This is a genomic window from Klebsiella sp. WP8-S18-ESBL-06 (assembly GCF_014169755.1).
GTDB classification, from domain to species: domain Bacteria; phylum Pseudomonadota; class Gammaproteobacteria; order Enterobacterales; family Enterobacteriaceae; genus Kluyvera; species Kluyvera ascorbata_B.
Genome location: NZ_AP022256.1, coordinates 444,910 through 462,977, shown reverse-complemented (window position 1 = coordinate 462,977; position 18,068 = coordinate 444,910). Strand labels below are relative to the sequence as shown.

At 57.0% G+C, this 18,068-nt stretch carries 16 protein-coding genes; 7 read left to right on the top strand and 9 right to left on the bottom strand.

The window, feature by feature from the left end; all coding sequences use genetic code 11:
• Positions 1-57 precede the first annotated feature (57 nt).
• Entirely contained in the window at positions 58-921 is an 864-nt protein-coding gene (locus H7R76_RS02135; protein WP_182966878.1) for a phosphoribulokinase, read from the top strand.
• A gap of 116 nt (positions 922-1,037) precedes the next feature.
• Here H7R76_RS02135 and H7R76_RS02130 read toward each other — a convergent pair whose 3' ends face one another.
• On the bottom strand, positions 1,038-1,442 hold the full coding sequence (locus H7R76_RS02130; RefSeq protein WP_035894387.1) for an OsmC family protein: 405 nt from the start codon (positions 1,440-1,442) through the stop codon (positions 1,038-1,040).
• Between the two features lie 304 nt (positions 1,443-1,746).
• Between H7R76_RS02130 and crp the strand changes: the two genes are divergently transcribed.
• On the top strand, positions 1,747-2,379 hold the full coding sequence (gene crp, locus H7R76_RS02125) for a cAMP-activated global transcriptional regulator CRP (protein WP_000242758.1): 633 nt from the start codon (positions 1,747-1,749) through the stop codon (positions 2,377-2,379).
• Positions 2,380-2,430: 51 nt separating this feature from the next.
• Positions 2,431-4,506, top strand: a complete 2,076-nt coding sequence (locus tag H7R76_RS02120) for a YccS/YhfK family putative transporter (protein WP_106925151.1) — start codon at positions 2,431-2,433, stop codon at positions 4,504-4,506.
• Here the strand turns inward: H7R76_RS02120 and argD are convergent.
• The 3 genes from argD to ppiA form a co-directional block, all read right to left on the bottom strand.
• Positions 4,499-5,716 (bottom strand): bifunctional acetylornithine/succinyldiaminopimelate transaminase, encoded by a 1,218-nt coding sequence (gene argD, locus H7R76_RS02115; RefSeq protein WP_106925150.1) that lies wholly within the window; start codon positions 5,714-5,716, stop codon positions 4,499-4,501. The genes H7R76_RS02120 and argD overlap by 8 nt on opposite strands.
• A gap of 83 nt (positions 5,717-5,799) precedes the next feature.
• Positions 5,800-6,363 carry an aminodeoxychorismate synthase component 2 gene (gene pabA, locus H7R76_RS02110; RefSeq protein WP_182929914.1) on the bottom strand — a complete coding sequence of 188 codons (564 nt, stop codon included), beginning with the start codon at positions 6,361-6,363 and terminating at the stop codon, positions 5,800-5,802.
• Positions 6,364-6,459: 96 nt separating this feature from the next.
• Positions 6,460-7,032 (bottom strand): peptidylprolyl isomerase A, encoded by a 573-nt coding sequence (gene ppiA, locus H7R76_RS02105; RefSeq protein WP_182966876.1) that lies wholly within the window; start codon positions 7,030-7,032, stop codon positions 6,460-6,462.
• Between the two features lie 278 nt (positions 7,033-7,310).
• Between ppiA and tsgA the strand changes: the two genes are divergently transcribed.
• The 4 genes from tsgA (at position 7,311) to cysG (ending at position 13,129) form a co-directional block, all read left to right on the top strand.
• A complete protein-coding gene (gene tsgA, locus H7R76_RS02100) occupies positions 7,311-8,492 on the top strand; it encodes an MFS transporter TsgA (protein ID WP_182966874.1) in 1,182 nt (393 codons plus the stop codon).
• 249 nt (positions 8,493-8,741) lie between these two features.
• Positions 8,742-11,285 carry a nitrite reductase large subunit NirB gene (gene nirB, locus H7R76_RS02095; protein WP_182929913.1) on the top strand — a complete coding sequence of 848 codons (2,544 nt, stop codon included), beginning with the start codon at positions 8,742-8,744 and terminating at the stop codon, positions 11,283-11,285.
• On the top strand, positions 11,282-11,608 hold the full coding sequence (gene nirD, locus H7R76_RS02090) for a nitrite reductase small subunit NirD (RefSeq protein ID WP_106925144.1): 327 nt from the start codon (positions 11,282-11,284) through the stop codon (positions 11,606-11,608). Before nirB ends, nirD begins: the two co-directional genes overlap by 4 nt.
• A 147-nt stretch (positions 11,609-11,755) precedes the next feature.
• Positions 11,756-13,129, top strand: a complete 1,374-nt coding sequence (gene cysG, locus H7R76_RS02085) for a siroheme synthase CysG (protein ID WP_106925143.1) — start codon at positions 11,756-11,758, stop codon at positions 13,127-13,129.
• 162 nt (positions 13,130-13,291) lie between these two features.
• Here cysG and trpS read toward each other — a convergent pair whose 3' ends face one another.
• The 5 genes from trpS to damX all read right to left on the bottom strand — a co-directional run bounded on the left by trpS (position 13,292) and on the right by damX (position 18,003).
• On the bottom strand, positions 13,292-14,296 hold the full coding sequence (trpS, locus tag H7R76_RS02080; protein WP_106925142.1) for a tryptophan--tRNA ligase: 1,005 nt from the start codon (positions 14,294-14,296) through the stop codon (positions 13,292-13,294).
• The gene (gene gph / locus H7R76_RS02075) at positions 14,289-15,050 is read right to left on the bottom strand and encodes a phosphoglycolate phosphatase (RefSeq protein ID WP_182929912.1); all 762 of its coding nucleotides are present in this window, start codon (positions 15,048-15,050) and stop codon (positions 14,289-14,291) included. The genes trpS and gph overlap by 8 nt, the downstream gene beginning before the upstream one ends.
• Positions 15,043-15,720 (bottom strand): ribulose-phosphate 3-epimerase, encoded by a 678-nt coding sequence (gene rpe / locus H7R76_RS02070; protein WP_182966872.1) that lies wholly within the window; start codon positions 15,718-15,720, stop codon positions 15,043-15,045. The genes gph and rpe overlap by 8 nt, the downstream gene beginning before the upstream one ends.
• Before the next feature lie 33 nt (positions 15,721-15,753).
• Complete coding sequence (gene dam / locus H7R76_RS02065; protein ID WP_106925139.1) at positions 15,754-16,587, bottom strand: adenine-specific DNA-methyltransferase; 834 nt, start codon at positions 16,585-16,587, stop codon at positions 15,754-15,756.
• 117 nt (positions 16,588-16,704) lie between these two features.
• Positions 16,705-18,003 carry a cell division protein DamX gene (damX, locus tag H7R76_RS02060; protein WP_182966869.1) on the bottom strand — a complete coding sequence of 433 codons (1,299 nt, stop codon included), beginning with the start codon at positions 18,001-18,003 and terminating at the stop codon, positions 16,705-16,707.
• Positions 18,004-18,068 lie beyond the last annotated feature (65 nt).

Here is an 18,068-nt window from a genome sequence, read left to right as displayed (position 1 = left end):
CTATACTAGTGACAGGAAGCACGCTGCTTGCTGTCACGTATTCAGGGAGTTATTCGCATGTCTGCCAAACACCCGGTTATTGCCGTTACCGGCTCCAGCGGAGCGGGTACGACCACCACCAGCCTCGCATTCCGTAAAATCTTCGCCCAGCTTAACCTGCGATCCGCCGAGGTCGAAGGTGACAGCTTCCACCGCTATACGCGCCCGGAAATGGACATGGCGATCCGCAAGGCCCGCGATCTGGGCCGCCATATCAGCTACTTCGGTCCGGATGCCAATGACTTTGGTCTGCTGGAACAGACTTTTCGCGATTACGGCCTGACCGGTAAAGGGCAGTCGCGCAAATACCTGCACACCTACGACGAAGCGGTACCGTGGAACCAGGTGCCCGGCACGTTCACACCCTGGCAGCCCCTGCCGGAGCCTACCGACGTGCTATTCTACGAAGGGCTCCACGGCGGCGTGGTGACGCCGCAGCACGACGTGGCCCGCCATGTGGATCTGCTGGTCGGCGTGGTGCCGATCGTAAACCTTGAGTGGATCCAGAAGATGATTCGCGACACCAGCGAACGCGGCCACTCGCGCGAAGCGGTCATGGACTCGGTGGTGCGCTCAATGGAAGACTACATCAACTACATCACCCCGCAGTTTTCACGCACGCACATCAACTTCCAGCGCGTGCCCACGGTCGACACGTCTAACCCCTTCGCCGCGAAAAGTATTCCATCGCTGGACGAGAGCTTTGTGGTGATTCACTTCCGTAATCTTAAAAACATCGACTATCCGTGGCTGCTGGCCATGCTTCAGGGATCGTTTATTTCGCATATGAATACGCTGGTCGTTCCCGGCGGGAAGATGGGGCTGGCAATGGAATTGATTATGACGCCGCTGGTGCAGCGTTTAATGGAAGGCCGCAACTAAACCTTAAGCCTGATGGTGCTTCGCTTATCAGGCCTACAGGATATTGCGAAACGAGTAGGTCGGGTAAGGCGTAGCCGCCACCCGACAGTCGCACGGCATACGCCCTTGTTAAGGGTTTACCCCTCAATCACTTCGTAAGAGTGGGTGATATTCACCGCTTTTTCGAGCATCAACGCAACCGAACAGTATTTCTCCGCCGACAGATCGACCGCACGAGATACCGCCGCATCCTTCAGCGCTTTACCGGTGACAATGAAGTGCAGATTAATATGGGTAAACAGTCGCGGCGCTTCTTCACGGCGCTCGGACGTCAGCTTCACTTCACAATCGGTGACGTCATTACGGCCCTTTTGCAGAATAGACACCACGTCGATAGCACTACAGCCACCAGCGGCCATCAGCACGACTTCCATCGGGCTTGGCGCTTTATCGCCAGAGTTGCCGTCCATCAGAATCTGGTGGCCGGAAGCGGACTCGCCAAGGAAGGTTAACCCTTCAACCCATTTCACACGCGCTTGCATAATTTTTAACTCCGAGGTTGCAATATTCTTCTCAGATTACGCGCACATAACAATTCTCGCAATGGAAGGCGATCGCCGTCATGCTGAAGCGAGACACCAGGAGACACACGGCGAAAGCTATGCTAAAACAGTCAGGATGCTACGGTAATACATAAACGTACTGCATGTATGCAGAGGACATCACATTACAGGCTGCGGCGTAACTCGACAGCCGACTTCCCAGGTAACGGGAAGGATACTATTGCAACCGGTGGCCGTCAGGTTTTTGCCGCCGGGAAGAGCTTATAACAGAGGATAACCGCGCATGGTGCTTGGCAAACCGCAAACAGACCCGACTCTCGAATGGTTCTTGTCTCATTGCCATATTCATAAGTACCCCTCGAAGAGCACGCTGATTCACCAGGGTGAAAAAGCAGAGACGCTGTATTACATCGTAAAAGGCTCAGTGGCAGTTCTCATCAAGGACGAAGAAGGCAAAGAGATGATCCTCTCTTACCTCAACCAGGGCGATTTTATCGGCGAGTTAGGCCTGTTTGAAGAAGGCCAGGAACGCAGCGCGTGGGTACGGGCAAAAACCGCTTGTGAAGTGGCTGAAATCTCTTATAAAAAATTCCGTCAGCTGATCCAGGTTAACCCGGACATTCTGATGCGTCTCTCTTCGCAAATGGCGCGTCGTCTGCAGGTTACCTCTGAGAAAGTCGGCAACCTGGCGTTCCTCGATGTGACGGGTCGTATCGCGCAGACTCTGCTGAACCTGGCCAAACAGCCGGATGCGATGACCCACCCGGACGGCATGCAGATCAAAATTACCCGTCAGGAAATCGGTCAAATCGTGGGCTGCTCCCGTGAAACCGTGGGCCGTATCCTGAAGATGCTGGAAGATCAAAACCTGATCTCCGCACACGGCAAAACCATTGTCGTTTACGGTACCCGCTAATCCAGCCTAAACGGCGTATTGCCAGGCAATACGCCGCTTTTGTTTTCCCCTATGTGGCGCAGGCTGATTTACCACCCAGAAATCAACTATGCACTACGGCAAACGCTGGTGCTGTGTTTGCCCGTGGCTATTGGCCTGCTTTTCGGCCATCTTCAGCAGGGCCTGCTATTCTCGCTGGTGCCCGCCTGCTGCAACATCGCCGGTCTCGACACCCCACATAAGCGCTTTTTCAAACGCCTGATTATCGGCGGCAGCCTGTTTGCCGGGTGCAGCCTTGCCGTGCAGCTGCTGCTGGCGCGCGACGTTCCCCTGCCGCTGATCCTGAGCGGGCTAGCGCTGCTGCTGGGCGTAACGGCGGAGATCAGCGCGCTGCACGGGCGGCTACTGCCCGCCTCGCTGATCGCCGCCATTTTTACGCTCAGCCTGGCCGGCAATATGCCCATCTGGCAGCCGCTGCTCATCTACGCGCTGGGCACCCTGTGGTACGGATTATTCAACTGGTGGTGGTTCTGGATATGGCGCGAACAGCCGCTGCGTGAATCGTTAAGCCTGCTCTACCGTCAGTTGGCCGACTATTGCGAAGCAAAATATAGTCTGCTGACGCAGCATACCGACCCCAGCAGCGCACTCCCGCCACTGCTCACTCGCCAGCAAAAGGTGGTGGATCTCATTTCCCAGTGCTACCAGCAGCTGCATATGCTGGCGGCTAACCAACATAACGACTACAAGCGGCTGCTGCGTGCTTTCCAGATGGGGCTGGATTTGCAGGAACATATCTCCGTTAGCCTGCACCAGCCGGAAGAGGTCCAGAAGCTGGTTGAACAAAGCCACGCCGAAGCGGTGATCCGCTGGAACGCGCAGACCGTTTCCGCGCGCCTGCGCGTGCTGGCGGACGATCTTCTCTATCATCGCTACCCCACGCGCTTCACGATGGACAAACAGATTGGCGCGCTGGATAAAATTGCCCGCCAGCATCCGGATAACCCGGTCGGCCAGTTTTGCGCCTGGCACTTCAGCCGTATTGCCCGCGTACTGCGTAGCCAGCGCCCGCTTTACCCACGTAATCTGATGGCCGACAAAGAGCGCCGCCTGCCGCTCATCCCGGCGTTAAAAAGCTATCTGTCGCTGAAGTCGCCCGCGCTGCGCAACGCCGCACGCCTCAGCGTCATGTTAAGCATTGCCAGCCTGATGGGGATGGCGCTGCATCTGCCGAAACCCTACTGGATCCTGATGACGGTCCTGCTGGTCACGCAAAACGGCTACGGCGCTACGCGCGTAAGGATTTTCCATCGTGCGGCAGGGACTCTGGCCGGGCTGGTCATCGCCGCTATCGCCCTACACTTCCACACGCCACAAGGGTGGGCGCTGGCTGGGATGCTGATCGTGACGCTGGTAAGCTACTTGATTATTCGCCGCAGCTACGGCTGGGCCACCGTGGGCTTCACGATTACGGCGGTGTATACCTTGCAGCTTCTGACGCTCAACGGCGAAGAGTTTATTATCGCCCGCTTTATCGACACCCTGATCGGCTGCCTGATTGCCTTTGGTGGGATGATCTGGCTGTGGCCGCAGTGGCAGAGCGGCCAGTTGCGTCAGAACGCTCAGGCGGCGCTGGAGGCTGACCAGGAGGCCATTCGTCTGATCCTCAGCCCCGACCCGCAGGCGCCTAAGCTTGCCTATCAGCGCATGCGCGTCAACCAGGCGCACAATACGCTGTACAACACCCTCAACCAGGCCATGCAGGAACCGGGATTTAACTCTCGCTATCTCGAAGACATGAAGCTGTGGGTCACCCACAGCCAGTTTATCGTCGAGCACATCAACGCCATGACGACCCTGGCACGCGAGCACAACATGCTGACGCCGGATCTGGCCCAACGCTATCTGGAGTCGTGTGAAATCGCGCTCCAGCGCTGTCAGCAGCGTCTGGAATACGATGAGGCGGGAAGCAGCGGCGAGGTGAACATTATGGAAGCGCCGGACGCGCTGTCCCACGGGCCGTTGAGCACCATGGAACAGCATCTCCAGCGTATTTTAGGGCACTTAAGCACCATGCACACCATCTCGTCGGTGGCCTGGCGCCAGCGCCCGCGGCACGGCGGCTGGTTGAAACGGCAGTCTAGCTGATCAATGCTGCCACGGCTTGTGCAAAGCGCTGCATACCGTCGTCGATATCCTGTTCTTCCACCACCAGAGATGGCGCAAAGCGCATCACGTCCGGGCCCGCATTCAGCACCATCACGCCAGCATCCGCCGCAGCATACAGGAAGTCGCGCGCGCGGCCTTTATACTTCGCGTTCAGTTCTGCACCTATCAGCAGACCCATGCCGCGCACATCGCTGAAGACATCGTACTTCGCGTTAATGTGCTGCAGATGCTGAACAAAGCGCTCACGTTTAGCATTCACGCCGTTAAGGACTTCGGGGGTGTTAATGATATCGAAGGCCGCCCCGGCCACGGCACAGGCCAGCGGGTTACCGCCGTAGGTGGAACCGTGTGACCCCACGTGGAAGGCACTGGCAATCTCTTCGGTGGTGAGCATAGCGCTGACCGGGAAACCGCCGCCCAACGCCTTGGCGCTGGTCAGAATATCCGGCGTCACGCCGTAGTGCATGTAAGCGAACAGCGAGCCGGTACGGCCCATGCCGCTCTGCACTTCATCAAACACCAACAGCGCCTGGTGCTTATCGCACAGCGCGCGCAGGCCTTTGAGGAATTCTGGCGTTGCCGCCAGTACGCCGCCTTCACCCTGAATAGGCTCGACCACGACCGCGCAGGTATGATCGTCCATTACCGCTTCTACCGCATGCAGATCGTTAAACGGTACGTGGACAATATCGGCCGGTTTCGGGCCAAAGCCGTCGGAATACTTCGGCTGACCGCCCACGGAAACGGTGAACAACGAACGTCCGTGGAACGCGTTATGGAAGGCAATAATTTTGGTTTTGTACGGGCTATGGCGGGTAGACGCATAGTAACGCGCCAGCTTAAAGGCGGTTTCGTTGGCTTCCGTTCCGGAATTCATGAATACCACACGTTCCGCGAAGGTAGCATCCACCAGCTTCTGCCCCAGGCGCAGCGCCGGTTCGTTAGTAAACACGTTGCTGGTATGCCACAGGGTTTCACCCTGGGTTTTCAGCGCGTCCACCAGTGCCGGATGACAGTGGCCCAGCGCCGTCACCGCAATACCGCCTGCAAAATCAACGTACTCTTTGCCTTGCTGATCCCAGACGCGGCTGCCCTTGCCCTTCACCGGAATAAACTCGGCCGGTGCATAAATTGGCAAAATGACCTGATCGAAGGTCGCGCGGGTGATCGCAGGTTGTTTGGTTACCATGTCATGCCCTTCTTCAACGATGCAGCAATGATTGTGAGAATCTATCCACAAAATATGCATAAAAAATCACATCATGGCAACTACTATCGATGGAGAAAGTTGGCCAGCAGCGCGTGTCCTTGCTCGCTAAGAATGCTTTCCGGGTGGAACTGTACGCCTTCGAGATCCCACTCGCGGTGACGAATCCCCATGATTTCACCGGCTTCGCTAAGCGCGGTAACCTCAAAGCAGTCCGCCAGGGTATCCGGCTGAATCAGCAGCGAATGATAGCGGGTAACCGTCAGCGGGTTATTCAGCCCGCGAAAGACGCCCTGCTGCTGATGGAAAATCGGCGAGGTTTTGCCGTGCATGACCTGAGCGGCGCGAACGATACGCGCGCCAAAGGCCTGAGCGATAGCCTGATGACCTAAGCAGACGCCAAGAATGGGAATTTTGCCGGCGTAGCGGCGAATAACGTCAAGTGAAATACCGGCATCATCCGGCGTGCAGGGGCCTGGAGAGATAACGATTTTCTCCGGTGCCAGCAGGGCGATTTCCTCGAGAGTGATGTCATCGTTACGTCTGACCGTTACGCTGGCGCCCAGCTCACAGAAATACTGGTAAAGGTTCCAGGTAAAGGAATCGTAATTATCAATCAGCAGGATCATGGCGGCTCCGGTTATCTTTCTGCCGCCATTCTACCGGGTGACATCCACTTTAGCGATACGGGCGACGGCCTCATGCCTGACGCCGCCCGATATGGCTTACGGCAGGACTTTCGCGGAAAGGATCACGACCGGCTTGGTCGGCACATTCTGGTACGGCCCGACGTTATGGCTCGGCACCTGGGAGATTTTATCCGCCACGTCCATGCCCTTCACAACCTTGCCGAATACCGCATAGCCGAAATCACGCTGACCGTGATCAAGGAAGGCGTTATCGGCCACGTTGATGAAGAACTGGCTGGTTGCGCTATCTTTATCAGCAGTACGCGCCATCGCGATAGTGCCGCGAGTATTACGCAGGCCATTGTCAGCTTCGTTTTTAATCGGCGGGTTCGGCTGCTTCTGCTGCATCTGCTCGTTAAAACCGCCGCCCTGAACCATAAAGCCCGGGATCACGCGGTGGAACGTCGTGTTGTTGTAAAAGCCGCTATTAACGTATTTCAGGAAGTTTTCAACGGAAACCGGCGCTTTCTGGCTATCCAGCTGCAGCTCGATATTACCCGCGGAGGTCGTCAGCAGTACGTGCGGATTCTGGGTTGCTGCTAAAGCCGCAGGAGCCATCACCGAGAGAGCAAAAACAGCCGCCACGGCCGCCAGAGTTGATTTGAGCATGAGAATTCCTTTAACAGGTGCAGTAGAGAAAGCAAGTGGCTTGATTCTAAAGAGGGACAGCCCCTCAGGCCAGTGCTTTACCAAAGTTTACCTGGGCTCAACGCTTATAATGAGCGTGGTAAGCATTGCCACATTTGATTTTGTGATCCAGATCACAATGAAAAGTGTAATACGCCAACGTTTGCGTAATAAAACTATGAATACGTCACTTCAGTGACTAAAATCTGCCCGCTCAGCGCAGTGTCAACGCGCTTTACACAACTATTCACAGGCCAGTCATGACTAACAGCAACCGTATCAAGCTCACATGGATTAGCTTCTTCTCCTACGCCCTTACCGGTGCGTTGGTGATCGTCACCGGGATGGTGATGGGGAACATCGCCGATTACTTCAATCTGCCCGTTTCCAGCATGAGTAATACCTTTACCTTCCTGAACGCCGGTATTCTGATCTCGATTTTCCTCAATGCATGGCTGATGGAAATTGTTCCCCTGAAGACGCAGCTGCGTTTTGGCTTCATTCTGATGGTACTGGCGGTGGCCGGCCTGATGACCAGCCACAGCCTGGCGCTGTTCTCGGCGGCCATGTTCGTGCTCGGTCTGGTCAGCGGGATCACCATGTCGATCGGTACCTTCCTGATTACCCATATGTATGAAGGCCGTCAGCGCGGCGCGCGCCTGCTGTTTACCGACTCCTTCTTCAGCATGGCGGGGATGATTTTCCCGATGCTCGCCGCCTGGCTACTGGCTCGTACCATCGAGTGGTACTGGGTCTATGCCTGCATTGGCCTGATCTACGTCGCGATTTTCGTGCTGACCTTCGGCTGCGAGTTCCCACTGCTGGGTAAAAAAGCCCAACACAACGACCAGCCAGTGGTCAAAGAGAAGTGGGGCATTGGCGTGCTGTTCCTGTCCATCGCCGCCCTGTGCTACATCCTCGGCCAGCTGGGCTTTATCTCCTGGGTGCCGGAATATGCTAAAGGCCTGGGCATGAGCCTTGGTGACGCGGGTAAACTGGTCAGCGACTTCTGGATGTCTTACATGTTCGGCATGTGGGCCTTCAGCTTCATCCTACGCTTCTTCGACCTGCAGCGTATCCTGACCGTGCTGGCTGGCATCGCGACCGTGATGATGTACCTGTTCAACCACGGCGAACCGCAGCATCTGGCATGGTTTATTCTGACCCTGGGCTTCTTCTCCAGCGCCATTTATACCTCAATTATCACCCTGGGTTCGCTACAGACCAAAGTCGCCTCCCCAAAACTGGTTAACTTCGTGCTGACCTGTGGCACCATCGGCACCATGCTGACCTTCGTGGTAACCGGCCCGATCGTTGCCAGCAGCGGCCCGCTGGCTGCGCTCACCACGGCGAACGGACTCTACGCTGTCGTGTTTGTGATGTGTCTGATCCTCGGCTTCGTTAGCCGCCACCGTCAGCATGCTACGGTTGCCGGACACTAATCCTTACCGCCCCTTTTCAACCTGAAAAGGGGCACCTTTCTCCAGCTCTGCCCCCCGCCGCTTATTTGCTCATTTTGAACAAAAAACAAACACCAAAGAAAGTTGTGTATTATCCGCAACTTACAAAACCACTTTAAAATCATAGCCATACCCATTAAGTGGTAGGTAAAGGCTAAATTGATTTGAATCAATAATCCCCCTAGCTGAATCGTTAAGGTAGGCAGTATTAGAATAGAAATCGAGGCAAAAATGAGCAAAGTCAGACTCGCAATTATCGGTAACGGCATGGTCGGCCACCGTTTTATCGAGGATCTTCTCGATAAATCCGATGCCAGCCACTTCGACATTACCGTCTTCTGTGAAGAACCCCGCATCGCCTACGACCGCGTCCACCTCTCCTCCTACTTCTCACACCACACGGCGGAAGAGCTGTCGTTGGTCCGTGAGGGCTTCTATGAGAAGCATGGTGTGAAGGTACTGGTCGGCGAACGCGCCATCACCATTAACCGTAAAGAGAAGGTGATCCACTCCAGCGCGGGTCGTACCGTCTTTTACGACAAGTTGATTATGGCGACCGGTTCTTACCCGTGGATCCCACCGATTAAAGGGTCTGAAACTCAGGATTGCTTCGTTTACCGTACCATTGAAGATCTGAACGCCATTGAATCCTGCGCCCGCCGTAGCAAACGCGGTGCGGTGGTCGGCGGCGGCCTGCTCGGCCTCGAAGCAGCCGGCGCGCTGAAAAACCTCGGCGTTGAAACCCACGTGATCGAATTCGCCCCGATGCTAATGGCGGAACAGCTCGATCAGATGGGCGGCGAGCAGCTCAAGCGCAAAATCGAAAGCATGGGTGTGAAGGTTCACACCAGCAAAAACACCAAAGAGATCGTGCAGGAAGGCGAGAACGCCCGTAAAACCATGCGCTTTGCCGACGGCAGCCAGCTGGAAGTCGACTTTATCGTCTTCTCTACCGGCATTCGCCCGCGCGACAAGCTGGCCACCCAGTGTGGTCTGGAAGTCGCCCAGCGCGGCGGCATCATGATTAATGACCGCTGCCAGACCTCCGATCCGGATATCTACGCCATCGGCGAATGCGCCAGCTGGAAGAACCGCGTCTACGGCCTGGTGGCGCCGGGCTACAAAATGGCTCAGGTTGCCGTTGACCACATCCTCGGCAGCGAAAACAGCTTCCAGGGTGCCGATATGAGCGCCAAGCTGAAGCTGCTTGGCGTTGACGTAGGCGGTATCGGCGATGCGCATGGCCGTACGCCGGGTGCGCGCAGCTACGTCTACCTCGACGAAAGCAAAGAAGTCTACAAACGCCTTATCGTCAGCGCAGATAACAAAACGCTGCTCGGCGCGGTGCTGGTCGGCGACACCAGCGACTACGGCAACCTGCTGCAGCTGGCGCTGAACGCCATCGAACTGCCGGAAAACCCGGATTCGCTGATTCTGCCGGCGCACGCCAGCAGCGGTAAACCGTCTATCGGCGTCGATAAGCTGCCGGACAGCGCGCAAATTTGCTCCTGCTTCGACGTCTCGAAAGGCGATCTGATCGCCGCGATTAACAAAGGTTGCCACACCGTGGCGGCGCTGAAAGCCGAAACCAAAGCCGGTACCGGCTGCGGCGGCTGTATTCCGCTGGTCACCCAGGTCCTCAACGCCGAGCTGGCGAAACAGGGTATTGAAGTCAACCACAGCCTGTGTGAACACTTTGCGTTCACCCGCCAGGAGCTGTATCACCTGATTCGCGTGGAAGGCATCAAAACCTTCGACGAGCTGCTGGCAAAATACGGCAAAGGCTACGGCTGTGAAGTCTGCAAACCGACCGTGGGGTCCCTGCTGGCTTCCTGCTGGAACGAATATATCCTCAAGCCGCAGCATACGCCGCTTCAGGACACCAACGACAACTTCCTGGCCAATATCCAGAAAGACGGTACCTACTCGGTGATCCCACGCTCCGCCGGCGGTGAAATCACCCCAGAAGGCCTGGTGGCCGTTGGCCGTATCGCGCGAGAATTCAATCTGTACACCAAAATCACCGGCTCCCAGCGTATCGGCCTGTTCGGTGCGCAGAAAGACGATCTGCCGGAAATCTGGCGTCAGCTGATTGAAGCAGGCTTCGAAACCGGTCACGCCTATGCGAAAGCGCTGCGTATGGCCAAAACCTGCGTCGGTAGCACCTGGTGTCGTTACGGCGTGGGCGACAGCGTGGGCTTCGGCGTGGAGTTAGAAAACCGCTACAAAGGCATTCGTACGCCGCACAAAATGAAGTTTGGCGTCTCCGGCTGTACACGCGAGTGTGCAGAAGCGCAGGGCAAAGACGTTGGCATCATCGCCACCGAGAAAGGCTGGAACCTGTACGTCTGCGGTAACGGCGGCATGAAGCCACGTCACGCGGATCTGCTGGCGGCTGACCTCGATCGCGAAACGCTGATCAAATACCTCGATCGCTTCATGATGTTCTACATCCGTACCGCCGATAAGCTGACGCGTACCGCGCCGTGGCTGGATAACCTGGAAGGCGGTATCGACTACCTGCGTTCCGTGATCATCGACGACAAGCTGGGCCTGAACGAACATCTGGAAGCTGAAATCGCCCGTCTGCGTGAAGCGTTTGCCTGCGAATGGACCGAGACCGTAAACGACCCGGCCGCTCAGGTACGCTTCAAACACTTTATCAACAGCGAACAACGTGACCCGAACGTCCAGGTGGTTGCCGAGCGTGCCCAGCACCGCCCTGCTACGCCGTATGAACGTATTCCGGTCACTCTGGTGGAGGAAAACGCATGAGCCAGTGGGTAAATATCTGCAAAATTGACGCGATTGTCCCAGCGACCGGCGTCTGCGCCTTGCTGGGAGACCAGCAGGTGGCGATCTTCCGCCCGTATGCCGATGATCGGGTCTTTGCCATCAGCAACATCGACCCGTTCTTCGAATCGAGCGTGCTGTCTCGCGGCCTGATTGCCGAACATCAGGGCGAGCTGTGGGTAGCAAGCCCGCTGAAAAAACAGCGCTTCCGTCTGCGTGATGGGCTGTGCATGGAAGATGAGAGCCATTCCGTCGCCCATTACGAAGCGCGCGTTAAAGACGGCCAGGTGCAGCTCAAGGCCTGAACGTTCAGGCATAAGTAATACCAAAAACTTATGACCTTAAAGGGGTAACAGCAGGAAAAATCGTGTATTCCGTACGATGTCTGCTGTTATCCTTACCCGCATTATTCATTCCCCGCATTTCTATTGCTAATTCCGTGAGGTTGCCCCGTGGATCACTTACCCATCTTTTGCCAACTGCGCGATCGCGAATGTTTGCTGGTCGGCGGCGGTGATGTTGCCGAACGCAAGGCGCGTCTACTGCTGGACGCGGGCGCTCGCCTCACGGTAAATGCGCGGGATTACGTCCCGCAGTTCCACGTCTGGGCCGAGGCGGGAATGCTGACGCTGGTCGCGGGCGACTTCCAGCCCGCTCTGCTCGACCCCTGCTGGCTGGCCATTGCCGCCACCGACGACGATGCGGTCAATCAGCAGGTCAGCGATGAGGCGGAAGCCCGACGCATTTTCTGCAACGTGGTGGATGCGCCGAAAGCCGCAAGCTTTATCATGCCATCAATTATCGACCGCTCGCCGCTCATGGTAGCGGTCTCCTCCGGCGGCACCTCACCGGTGCTGGCACGCCTGCTGCGCGAGAAGCTGGAAGCGATGCTGCCACAGCATCTGGGCCAGGTTGCGGCCTATGCCGGAAAGCTACGCGAACGGGTGAAAAAACAGTTCTCCACGATGGGCGAACGCCGCCGCTTCTGGGAAAAAATGTTCATGAACGATCGCCTGGCGCAGTCGCTGGCTAACCAGGACCGCCAGGCCATTGAAGAAACGACCGAACAGCTGCTGACCGCCCCGCTCGACCACCGTGGTGAAGTGGTGCTGGTCGGCGCCGGGCCGGGCGATGCCGGGCTCCTGACGCTCAAAGGGCTACAGCAGATCCAGCAGGCTGACGTCGTGGTATACGACCGACTGGTCTCTGATGACATCATGAATCTGGTTCGCCGCGACGCAGACCGCGTATTCGTCGGTAAACGCGCGGGCTACCACTGCGTACCGCAGGATGAAATTAACCAGATTCTGCTGCGTGAAGCACAGCAGGGTAAACGCGTGGTGCGCCTGAAAGGCGGCGACCCCTTTATTTTTGGTCGCGGCGGTGAAGAACTGGAAACCCTGTGCGATGCGGGTATTCCTTTCTCGGTGGTGCCGGGGATCACGGCCGCTTCAGGCTGCTCGGCTTACTCCGGCATTCCGCTGACCCATCGCGACTACGCACAAAGCGTACGCCTGGTCACCGGCCACCTGAAGACCGGCGGCGAACTGGACTGGGAAAACCTGGCGGCAGAAAAGCAAACGCTGGTGTTCTACATGGGGTTGAACCAGGCAGCCACTATTCAACAGAAGCTGATTGAGCACGGAATGCAGGGCGATATGCCGGTCGCCATCGTCGAGAACGGTACGGCGGTGAACCAGCGCGTGGTCGATGGTCAGTTGACGCAGCTCGGCGAGCTGGCGCAGCAGATGGCGAGCCCGGCGCTGATTATCGTTGGGCGCGTGGTTGGGCTTCGCGACCGGTTGAACTGGTTCTCCAACCATTAAACGTAAAAAAACCGGGATTATCCCGGTTTGAAGTTGGTGACAAAATAGCTGCCTGATGGCGCTTCGCTTATCAGGCCTACATAAACCCACACAACCCACTGATATTGCAGAGCATGTAGGCCGGGTATGGCGCAGCCGCCACCCGGCAATTTGCGCTAATGCTTACGGTTTGGCCACAAAGCCAATCGCTTCGTACACCGCCTTCAGCGTCTGAGATGCACGCGCACTGGCCTTCTCTGCGCCTTCTTTCATGATCTTCTGCAGGAAAGCTTCGTCGTTACGGAAGCGATGATAACGCTCCTGCAGTTCGCTCAGCATACCGGAAACGGCTTCCGCCACTTCCCCTTTCAGGTGGCCGTACATCTTGCCTTCGAAGTGTTTTTCCAGCTCAGGAATGCTCTGGCCGGTTACGCCGGAGAGAATATCCAGCAGGTTAGAAACGCCCGCTTTCTCTTTCTGATCGTAGCGAATAACCGGCGGCTCTTCAGAGTCGGTCATCGCACGTTTGATCTTTTTCACTACCGATTTCGGGTCTTCCAGCAGGCCAATCACGTTGTTGCGGTTGTCATCGGACTTGGACATCTTCTTGGTCGGCTCAAGCAGCGACATTACGCGCGCGCCGGACTTCGGAATAAACGGCTCAGGCACTTTGAAGATATCGCCGTAGATGGCGTTAAAGCGCTGGGCGACATCGCGGCTCAGCTCCAGGTGCTGCTTCTGGTCTTCACCAACCGGCACCTGATTGGTCTGGTACAGCAGGATGTCTGCCGCCATCAGCACCGGGTAGTCAAACAGGCCGGCGTTGATGTTTTCCGCGTAGCGGGCAGATTTATCTTTGAACTGAGTCATACGGCTCAGCTCGCCGAAATAGGTGTAGCAGTTCAGCGCCCAGCCCAGCTGTGCGTGTTCCGGCACGTGAGACTGTACGAAGATGGTGCTTTTTTCCGGGTCGATTCCGCAGGCCAGATACAGCGCCAGCGTGTCGAGCGTCGCCTTACGCAGCGCCTGCGGGTCCTGACGTACGGTAATCGCGTGCTGGTCAACGATGCAGTAGATGCAGTGATAGTCATCCTGCATGTTGACCCACTGACGCAGTGCACCCATGTAGTTACCGATGGTCAGTTCACCTGACGGCTGTGCGCCGCTGAATACGATGGGCTTAGTCATGTTCTGATTCCTGATTTTCACTGTTTGCAAGCCCGAGAGCGGGCAAAAGTTCATTGAAGTGGTCAAAGACGACGTCCGGCTCGCTCAGCGCGATGGCTTCGCCATAGTTGTAGCCGTAGGTCAGACCAACGGAGGTGCAGCCCGCAGCCTTAGCGGCCTGAATATCATTGCGCGAGTCACCGACAAACAACAGCGCTTCCGGGGCCAAAGAAAGCTTCTCCGCCACCTTCAGCAACGCCTCGGGATGCGGCTTCTTGTTCTGCACGTCATCCCCGCCAATCACCACGGAGAAATAGCTGTCGATGCCCAGCGACGCCAGTATCGGTGCCACGAACGGCGTTGGCTTGTTGGTCACCAGCGCCAGCGGTAAGCCGCTGGCGTGCAGCGCGGCCAGCGTTTGCTCAACGTGCGGGAACAGGAAGCTACCCTCTTCGGCAAACTCGGCATAATAACGATCGAACAGACGTCGCAGCACGCGAAGCTGCTCGTCTTGCGGAATATCGTGGCTATCGACGGAGGGTTTCCCCTGCGCCGCGCGCTGGGAAGCGCGTTCCTGGCGGGCCCAGTTCAGCGCCCGTTCCATCAGAACATCGGCACCGTTGCCAATCCAGGTAACGACGCGGTCTTCGCCCGCGACCGGAAGCTCCAGCGCATACAGGGCGCTATCCACCGCCGCCGTCAGCCCCGGCGCGCTGTCGACCAGCGTACCGTCGAGGTCAAACGCGACGCCGCGAATGGTTTGCAATTTATCCATGACTTACCTTTGCCAGCTCACTGCGCATTTCATCAATGACTTTGTTGTAGTCTGGTTGGCCAAAAATCGCCGACCCGGCGACAAACATATCCGCCCCGGCCGCCGCGATTTCGCGAATATTATTCACCTTCACGCCGCCGTCGACTTCCAGACGGATGTCATAGCCGGACGCATCAATGCGGCGACGCACTTCCTGCAGCTTGTCCAGCGTATGTGGAATAAAGGACTGACCGCCGAAGCCTGGGTTAACCGACATCAGCAGGATGACGTCCAGCTTGTCCATCACGTAGTCGAGGTAGCTTAGCGGCGTAGCCGGGTTCAGCACCAGACCGGCTTTACAGCCATGCTCTTTGATCAGCTGCAGCGTACGGTCAACGTGTTCAGAGGCTTCCGGATGGAAAGTGATGATGCTGGCGCCTGCGGCGGCAAAGTCCGGCACCAGACGGTCAACCGGTTTCACCATCAGGTGCACATCAATAGGGGCGGTAATGCCGTAATCACGCAGCGCTTTCAGCACCATCGGTCCGATGGTCAGGTTAGGCACGTAATGGTTATCCATAACATCGAAATGAACCACGTCCGCCCCGGCGGCCAGCGCACGGGCCGTGTCTTCCCCCAGGCGGGCAAAATCGGCCGACAAAATTGAAGGGGCAATCAGGTACTGTTTCATCCGCATCTCCTCAGAGCCTATCCATTAGGGTCTTTAACGTTGTTTTTTGCCTGGCGGGCGATACAGCGCCAGCAGTTCGTCCACCTTTTTACGCGTGCCGCCGTTGCGGCTAATACTGCGTCGAACCTTGACGACGTGCGTATCCGTCGCGTTTTTATACCATTCCAGCGTCAGCGGCGTACGATGGTTCGAAATCAGTACCGGGATCCGCTTCGCCATCAGCTCCTCCGCCTTTCGCGCCAGAATCTCCTGCTGCTCCAGGCTGAAGCTATTGGTGTGATAAGCCGTAAAATTGGCCGTAGCTGACAGCGGCGCATAGGGCGGATCGCAGTAGACTACGGCATTTTTACCGGCGCGCTTCATGCAGTCTTCATAAGACTCGCAGTAGAATTCGGCGTTTTGCGCCTTCTCAGCGAAATGGCGCAGCTCGGCTTCCGGGAAATAGGGCTTCTTATAACGGCCAAACGGGACGTTAAACTCACCGCGCAGATTATAACGGCACAGGCCGTTGTAGCCGTGGCGGTTGAGGTACAAAAACAGCACCGCGCGACGGAACAGGTCGGTACTGGCGTTAAACTCTTCGCGGAATTGATAGTAGCGCTCGGCGTTATTGGTTTCGGGAACAAACAGCGTCCTCGCCTGCTCAACGTACTCATCGGCGCGCGTTTTAACGATTTTATAGAGCTCAATGAGATCGCTGTTGATATCAGCCAGAATATAACGCGAAAAATCGGTATTCAGGAATACCGATCCAGCACCAACGAAGGGTTCCACCAGACAATCGCCCTCGGGCAGATGGCCTTGAATTTCATCGAGCAGCGGGTACTTTCCCCCTGCCCATTTCAAAAAAGCGCGATTTTTTTTCATGCGGCCTGACTACTTACACTCTCTCCGGCTGTGGAGAAAGCTCCGACAGCATCCTGCGCTTCTACGCCCCGCCTATACCATGCGATATAGACGGGGCGGTCGACAACGAAACGACGGTTACTTCAGGTCAGACTGTACCTGATGCAGCGGTTTCGCCCACGGGTTTTTGGCCTGTACGTCGGCTGGCAGCGTGGTCACGGCGCGTTTGGCATCATCTTTCGATGCGTAGATGCCGCTGACCAGGACATACCACGGCTGGCCATTGCGAGAGGTTTCATACACCACGTAGTTTTTCAGGTTCTCTTTCTTCGCCCAACCGTTGAGGTTGTCGTAGTTAGAAGAAGAGCTGAGCTGCAGCGTGTAATGTGAGCCAGAAGCTGATTTCAGCGAGCCCACGTCGCCCGCCGACTTGCCGGTTGCCGTCGCGGCAGGCGCTGCGGTTGCCGCGGCCGTAGCCGTCGTGGCGGTAGCCGCAGGCGCAGCGGTGGTTGCCGCCGGTTTTGCCGCTTCAGCCGCAGGCGCTTTTGCCGGCGTTGAGGTGGCCGCCGTTACGGTCTGTTTCGGCGCAGTGGTCACCGGCTTCGTTTCAACCGGTTTGCTCTGCGCGGCCGGAGCCTGCGTTTTCACCGTGGCCATCGGCTGCGGTTTGGTTTCGATAACCGTATGCTTACGTTCCGGACGCGGAGCCGTCGCGGTCTGACGCGGCGTTTCCACCGGCGCAGTGACCGCAGGGCGCGCACCGTTACGAATCGGTGCCACGGTAGCCGGTTCCGTCGGCAGCGTAGAGTTCACGACCGTGTCGTCGCTCTGGCCCTGCGGCTGCGTCAGCGCATTGTTCAGGTCACCCTGAACTTCGACGCGCTGCTGACCGTCCGGCGCAGCGGTCTGCTGGCCCTGGGTCGGCGTAGAGGAGATTGGCGGCAGCGTGACGTCCTGCTGCGGGTTGTTTTCCTGTGCAGGCTGAGGCTGAGAAGCATTGGCCTGATCGGTATTATCGCCCGACAGAGAGATGCTCTTCTCCGACGATGCGCTTTGATCGTTTGAAGAAGGTGCTTTCAGTGCCGAACCGATGCCGACAATCAGCACCAGCAGCACAACCACGCCCAGCCCCATCATAATGTACTGGCGGGAAGCCGGTTTACGCGGCGCGGCATTTTTACGTTTACGCGGGCGGCGCTCTACCACTTCCTCTGCGTCAGCGTCATCGGCTTCTTCAGATTCGTAGTATTCGTCTTCCGGCTCGGCTTCTTCACGTGCTTTGCGACTACGGGACGGACGACGCTCATCCGCATCGAGTTCCACATCATCAAAGTTGATCTGTGGCTCGCTGTCACGATCGGAAGATTGACGAGAGCGACCAGTACGACGATCGCTGGGATCGGGTTTCAGCTCGTCTTCTGGTTTAAATTCATCCATTTAACACCCCACTAAAAGGCTTATGCCACGACAATTGCACATCACCTGAAGTTAAAACACCGCGC

Coding starts and splice junctions, on each gene's coding strand:
- pabA (WP_182929914.1), bottom strand. CDS start 6,363: ATGATCCTGCTGATTGATAATTACGATTCCTTTACCTGGAACCTTTAC.
- trpS (WP_106925142.1), bottom strand. CDS start 14,296: ATGACTAAGCCCATCGTATTCAGCGGCGCACAGCCGTCAGGTGAACTG.
- ppiA (WP_182966876.1), bottom strand. CDS start 7,032: ATGCTCAAATCAACTCTGGCGGCCGTGGCGGCTGTTTTTGCTCTCTCG.
- gph (WP_182929912.1), bottom strand. CDS start 15,050: ATGGATAAATTGCAAACCATTCGCGGCGTCGCGTTTGACCTCGACGGT.
- argD (WP_106925150.1), bottom strand. CDS start 5,716: ATGGTAACCAAACAACCTGCGATCACCCGCGCGACCTTCGATCAGGTC.
- crp (WP_000242758.1), top strand. CDS start 1,747: ATGGTGCTTGGCAAACCGCAAACAGACCCGACTCTCGAATGGTTCTTG.
- nirD (WP_106925144.1), top strand. CDS start 11,282: ATGAGCCAGTGGGTAAATATCTGCAAAATTGACGCGATTGTCCCAGCG.
- rpe (WP_182966872.1), bottom strand. CDS start 15,720: ATGAAACAGTACCTGATTGCCCCTTCAATTTTGTCGGCCGATTTTGCC.
- tsgA (WP_182966874.1), top strand. CDS start 7,311: ATGACTAACAGCAACCGTATCAAGCTCACATGGATTAGCTTCTTCTCC.
- dam (WP_106925139.1), bottom strand. CDS start 16,587: ATGAAAAAAAATCGCGCTTTTTTGAAATGGGCAGGGGGAAAGTACCCG.
- H7R76_RS02135 (WP_182966878.1), top strand. CDS start 58: ATGTCTGCCAAACACCCGGTTATTGCCGTTACCGGCTCCAGCGGAGCG.
- damX (WP_182966869.1), bottom strand. CDS start 18,003: ATGGATGAATTTAAACCAGAAGACGAGCTGAAACCCGATCCCAGCGAT.
- H7R76_RS02120 (WP_106925151.1), top strand. CDS start 2,431: ATGTGGCGCAGGCTGATTTACCACCCAGAAATCAACTATGCACTACGG.
- nirB (WP_182929913.1), top strand. CDS start 8,742: ATGAGCAAAGTCAGACTCGCAATTATCGGTAACGGCATGGTCGGCCAC.
- H7R76_RS02130 (WP_035894387.1), bottom strand. CDS start 1,442: ATGCAAGCGCGTGTGAAATGGGTTGAAGGGTTAACCTTCCTTGGCGAG.